The organism is Streptomyces hainanensis, assembly GCF_004348415.1.
GTDB lineage: Bacteria > Actinomycetota > Actinomycetes > Streptomycetales > Streptomycetaceae > Streptomyces > Streptomyces hainanensis.
Genome location: NZ_SMKI01000471.1, coordinates 1 through 5,775, shown reverse-complemented (window position 1 = coordinate 5,775; position 5,775 = coordinate 1). Strand labels below are relative to the sequence as shown.

5 protein-coding genes are annotated in these 5,775 nt (G+C 72.0%); all 5 read right to left on the bottom strand.

What is annotated here, in order from left to right; genetic code table 11:
* A partial coding sequence (locus tag E1283_RS30340) for a 1-phosphofructokinase family hexose kinase (RefSeq protein WP_132821380.1) occupies nucleotides 1-889 on the bottom strand: 889 nt, incomplete at its 3' end.
* Nucleotides 886-1,647: a DeoR/GlpR family DNA-binding transcription regulator gene (locus E1283_RS30335; protein WP_132821379.1), complete on the bottom strand. Its 762-nt coding sequence runs from the start codon at nucleotides 1,645-1,647 to the stop codon at nucleotides 886-888. The genes E1283_RS30340 and E1283_RS30335, both read right to left, overlap by 4 nt.
* A 243-nt stretch (nucleotides 1,648-1,890) precedes the next feature.
* Nucleotides 1,891-3,396: an MFS transporter gene (locus tag E1283_RS30330; protein WP_132821378.1), complete on the bottom strand. Its 1,506-nt coding sequence runs from the start codon at nucleotides 3,394-3,396 to the stop codon at nucleotides 1,891-1,893.
* 161 nt (nucleotides 3,397-3,557) lie between these two features.
* The gene (locus tag E1283_RS30325; RefSeq protein WP_132821381.1) at nucleotides 3,558-4,205 is read right to left on the bottom strand and encodes a TetR/AcrR family transcriptional regulator; all 648 of its coding nucleotides are present in this window, start codon (nucleotides 4,203-4,205) and stop codon (nucleotides 3,558-3,560) included.
* Between the two features lie 337 nt (nucleotides 4,206-4,542).
* Nucleotides 4,543-5,556, bottom strand: coding sequence for a sigma-70 family RNA polymerase sigma factor (locus tag E1283_RS30320; RefSeq protein WP_132821377.1), 1,014 nt, complete (start codon nucleotides 5,554-5,556; stop codon nucleotides 4,543-4,545).
* Nucleotides 5,557-5,775 lie beyond the last annotated feature (219 nt).

Genomic DNA, 5,775 nt, shown 5'->3' with positions numbered 1-5,775 from the left:
CGACGGCGTCCAGGTTGCCGAAGGCGAAGGGGACGTCCGCCCCGTGCCACGGCCTGGCCGCCCCGCGCCGGCGGGCGAAGCGGGCCAGGAACGCCCGGCCGCCGGCCCGCGCGTGCCGCTCGGCGAGTGACGCGTCGCCCGCGCCGACGTCGCTGCGCACCGCGGCGACCGGCGCGGTGCCGAAGTACAGCCCGGAGTCGTCGACGAGCAGCTGGCCCGTTGCGCCCAGGCTGGCGAGCACGGCGCCCGCGCCCGCCTCGCGCAGCTCCTCGGCGGCCTTGGCGGCCTCGCCGACGGTGGCCAGGTCCCGGCCCACCGCGGCGGCCAGCTCCTCGGCGTTGGGCTTGATGACGTCCGGTCGCTCGGCGAGCGCCCGCAGCAGCGCGGGGCCCGAGGTGTCCAACGCGATCCGGGCGCCGGCCCGGTGGGTGCGGGCGACGAGCCGCGCGTACCAGGCGTCGTCGAGCCCGCGCGGCAGGCTGCCGCAGCACGCGGTCCAGGCGGCGGCCGCGGCGTGCTCGCCGGCGGCCTCGAGCAGCGCCTCGCTCTCGGCCGGGGTCAGCCGGGGTCCGGCCGCGTTGAGCTTGGTGAGGGTGCCGTCGGGCTCGACGGCCGAGATGTTGACCCGGGTGCGGCCGGCGATCGACACGGCCGCGACCTCGATGCCCTGCCCGGTCAGCAGCTGCCCGAGCAGCGCGCCCTCCGGGCCGCCGAGCGGCACCACGGCGGTGGTGCGATGCCCGGCCGCGGCCACCGCGCGCGAGACGTTGACTCCCTTGCCGCCGGGGTCGACGCGGTCGCCGCCGGCGCGCAGCACGGCGCCGCGCTCCAGCGCCGGGATCTCGTAGGCCCGGTCCAGGCTGGGATTGGGGGTGACGGTGAGGATCACGCGCGTCGCACCTCCGTGCCGATCGCCTCGATGGCGCGGGCGTCGGCGTCCCCGAGCCCGGGGTCGGTGATCAGCACGTCGACCTGGCGCAGCGCGCCGAACCTGGCGAAGTGCTCCTGGCCGAACTTCCGCGAGTCGGCGAGCAGCACCACGCGGCGGGCGGCGCCGATCAGCGCCCGCTTCACCGCGGCCTCGGCGAGGTCGGGGGTGGTGAGGCCGGACTCGGGGCCGAATCCGTTGGTGGCGAGGAAGACCACGTCGGCCGTGATCTCGCCGTAGGTGCGCAGCGCCCAGGCGTCGACGGCGGCCCGGGTGCGGTGCCTGACCCGGCCGCCGACCACGTGCAGCTCGATGCCCGGGTGGTCGGCGAGCCGGGCGGCCAGCGGCAGCGCGTGGGTGACGACGGTGAGCGCGGAGTCCAGCGGCAGGGCGGCGGCGAGCGCCGCCGTGGTGGTGCCGGCGTCGAGGATCACGCTGCCCTCGTCGGGCAGTTCGGCGAGGGCGGCGAGCGCGATGCGCTCCTTCTCGGCGACGGCCGTCGCCTCGCGCTCGGTGAGGTCCGGTTCGAAGTCGAGCCGGCCCACGGGGATGGCGCCGCCGTGCACCCGGCGCAGCACGCCGGCCTTCACCAGGGTCTTCAGGTCGCGCCTGATCGTCTCGGCGGTGACCTGGAACTCGTCGGCGAGCGCGAGAACCTCGGCCCGGCCGCGCTCCCTGGCGAGCCGGAGGATCGCCTGCTGCCGCTCGGGTGCGTACATCTGTGTTTCTGTCCGTTCTCTGCCCAGATATCTGTGGTTGGGCTCGGATGTTACGCCCGTGGTGCGACAAAGTAAACAGATCCGGAAACAGGCCGGGCGTAAGCGGGCTTCCCCGGCTTCCCCGGCTTCCCTGGCTGCCCGGCTTCCCTGGCTTCACCGAAACGGCCACCGGCCCCGCGGCGGATGCCGCGGGGCCGGTGGCCGAGGATTCGGGCGGGACGGAGCCCGGGGAGCGGGGACGGCTCAGTGCGCCATCACCGGAACCGGCTCCGCCTCGCCGAGCCCCTCCTCGCCCTCGGGCCTGGCCTGCGGGCCCTTGCTGTTGATCAGCAGACCGGCGACCACGGCGGCGCCCACCAGGATGCCGAAGGCCCACCAGATCGCGGAGGTGAAGCCCTCCACCATCGCGGCCGGGTCGATCGGAAGCACCCCGTTCTCCTGGGCGTACGAGGCGGTGGCGCTGGTGGCGATCGTGTTCAGCGCGGCGATGCCGATCGCGCCGCCCACCTGCTGCGACACGTTCACCATGGCCGACGCCACGCCGGCGTCGGTCGGGCGCACGCCCGCCGTGGACAGGCTCATGGCCGGCATGAACGACGTGCCCATGCCCAGGCCGAGCAGCACCATCGCCGGCATCAGCAGCCCGGCGTACGAGCTGTCCAGGCTCATCTGGGTCAGCAGCAGCATGCCGAGCGCGGCGGTCAGCAGGCCCGGCACCATCAGGTTCCGCGGGGCCACCCGGGTCACGAAGCGGGCGCCGATCTGCGTCGAACCGATGACCATGCCCACCACCATCGGCAGGAACGCGAAGCCGGTCCTGACCGGCGAGTAGCCGCGCACCACCTGGAGGTAGTAGGTCAGGAACAGGAACAGACCGAACATGCCGATGATCGCCATGCCGAGTGCGAGGTACGCCCCGCCCCGGTTCCGGTCGGTGATGACCCGCAGCGGCAGCGTCGGCGCCTTCGTCCGGGACTCGACGAGGACGAACAGCGCCAGCAGCACCGCGGAGGCGATGAACATCGACACGGTGACCCCCTCGCCCCAGCCCTCGTGCTCGGCGCGGGTGAACCCGTAGACCAGGGCGACGAGGCCGGCGGAGGCGAGGACCACGCCGGGGATGTCGAGGCGCGAGTGGTTGCGGGCCGACTCGGGCTCGCGGATCACCATGATGGCGCCGATGGCGGCGACCACGGCGAACGGGATGTTCACGTAGAACGTCCAGCGCCAGTCCAGGTACTCGGTGAGCGTGCCACCGAGCAGCAGGCCGACGGCCGCGCCGGCACCGGCGATGGCGCCGTAGACGCCGAACGCCTTGGCGCGCTCCTTGGTGTCGGTGAACAGCACGGTCAGCAGCGAGAGCGCGGCGGGCGCGAGCAGCGCGCCGAAGACGCCCTGCAGGGCGCGGGAGCCGAACAGCATGGCCTGGTTGGTGGCCGCGCCGCCCAGGGCGGAGGCGAGCGCGAAGCCGATCAGGCCGATGACGAAGGCGCGCTGCCGGCCCCACAGGTCGGCTATGCGGCCGCCGAAGAGCAGCAGTCCGCCGAAGGCCAGCGCGTAGGAGGTGATCACCCACTGCGTGTTGGCCTGGCTGATGTCGAGGTCCTGCTGGGCCCACGGCAGCGCGATGTTCACCACGGTGCCGTCGAGGACGACCATCAGCTGCGCGATGGCGATGAATATCAGCGCCGTCCAGCGCCTGGGGTCGGGAACGCTGTCAGCGTGGCTGACAGCGGGTTGGGGTGGCATAGGGGTGGTACCTCACGGTTCGTTGCGGTGTTTTATGGCCGTAAATGGCTCCCAAAGGGCGCGCCTTCACCGAGGCAGACCCGGATGGGAGGGCAAACTCATCGCCGCGTCGCTGCGGCGCTCGCTCTGGTCTCGGCGGCGTCAGCCGCGCGACGCGTTGGTCAGCAGAACTCGTCCTTGAGGTCCCCGAGGGTCCTCGGTGGGCCCGGCAGCTCGCTGCGTGCCGGAGTGCGCAGCCCGTCGAGGAAGATCTCCAGATGCCGCATGGCCAGGTCGTCGCTGCCCCCGCAGGCGGAGCCGGGCAGCGGCAGGGTGAGCCGGACGATCGCGATCATCAGGTCCCCCGGGCCCACGTCGCGCCGGAGCTGCCCCGACGCGTGGGCCCGCTGGATCAGCTGCTCGGTGACCTCGTGCATCCGCCGCTTGCTGGCCTTGAGGAGCGGATCCTCGTGGTCGACCTCGGTGGCGAGCAGCGGCGAGAGGCCGCCCACGCGCTCCCTGACCCCGCTGAGCACGAGGCCGCGCAGGGCCTCGAAGGGATCGGACTCCTCGACCAGGGACTTCTCGACCAGGTCGATGATCCGTTGGTTCACGTAGAGCAGGACATGGAGAAGGAGCGACTTCCGGTCGGGAAAGTGACGGTACAGGGTGGCATTGCCGACTCCGGCGCGTCGAGCGATTTCGTCCAGGGGCGCGTCCACCCCGTGGAGGCAGAAGGACTCACGCGCCGCGACGAGGATGCGCTCCCGGTTGCGCAGGGCGTCGGCGCGCAGACGTGGCGCGCTGGCGTTGGCGATGGTGCTCACGATGCCCCTCCCTGGAACCCGGTGCGCGAACGCCGGTCGGCGCCGCGGTGAACAACCGGGGATCCGCTCCCCGGTTGTGTCGGACAATACTTCAAACGGAGACGGCGTCCCCGGTTATTTCGCGGACCGGTGTGTTCTGGGTCACATGGGTGGCGCGTGGGGGATCGCATGAGAGGTCGCCCGGGGGAGGGGGCCCTGCGAGGGCCTTCGGGCATCACAAAGCCTCGGCGCCGCGCTCGGCGCCGAGGCTCGCGGTCTCCCGCTGTTCGGTTGGCCACCGGTGGCCGGCGGGGCCGGTCGGGACCGGCGGGCTACCGCCCGCGGCCGGACCGGCCGCCCGTCACGCCGCCGCGTCGAAGCCCGAGTCGTTGGCCATCCGCTTCAGCTCGAGGAGCGCGTGCTTCTCGATCTGGCGGATCCGCTCCCGGGTGAGCCCGTGCTGCTTGCCCACCTCGGTGAGCGTGCGCTCCCGGCCGTCCTCTATGCCGTACCGCGCCCTGATGATGGCCGCGGTGCGCGGGTCGAGGCGGCCGATCAGGTCTTCCAGACCCTCCCGGCGCAACATCACCAGCACCGACTGCTCCGGCGTCGACGCCGAGGTGTCCTCGAGCAGGTCACCGAACTGCGTCTCGCCCTCGTCGTCCACCGACATGTTCAGGCTGACCGGATCGCGGGCCCAGTCCAACACGTCCTGGACGCGCTCCGGCGTCGAACCCAGCTCCTTCGCCACCTCCGCGGGCTCCGGCTCGCGGCCGTGCTCGCGGTTGAACTCCCGCTGCACCCGCCGGATCCGGCCGAGCTCCTCGACCAGGTGGACGGGCAGCCGGATGGTGCGCGACTGGTCGGCTATCGACCGGGTGATGGCCTGCCTGATCCACCACGTCGCGTACGTCGAGAACTTGAATCCCTTGCTGTAGTCGAACTTCTCCACGGCCCGGACCAGGCCGGCGTTGCCCTCCTGGATCAGGTCGAGCAGCGGCAGCCCGCTCCGCGGGTACCGCCGCGCGACCGCCACGACCAGCCGCAGGTTGGAACGGATGAACACATCCTTGGCGCGCTCACCGGCCCGGACGAGCTCCTTCAGCTCGTCCTCGGAGGCGGACGCCGCAGCGCCACCCCCGACCGGCTCCGCCTCGCCCGAGAGGATGTGCTCCGCATACAGACCGGCTTCGATCGCGAGGGAGAGCTCGACCTCCTTCGCCGCGTCAAGCAGCGGGGTGCGGGCTATCTCATCCAGATACATCCCGACCAGGTCGCGCTCCGTGGCATCGCTGCCTGCGCTGGACCGGACACTGCCCGTCGTCTCGACACTGCCATCGGTGTCCGAACGCCGGGCGACGGCACGGGTTGCCATACGCGTGCTCCCTTGCGAAGTGATCATTTTCCACTCGAACCGCTCAAAAACGAGGTCCTTGTCGGACCGGGACCGGGACGCCCCCTTGCCTCCCGCATCCATAACGAATCAACGACGGTAATCCGGACAGAATTCCCAAGCGGTGCATCTTTTTGTCGGCGATGCAGTACCCTGCCCCACTGCCCCAGCCCCCCAGGTCGTCGTGGGACATCGCTCCCA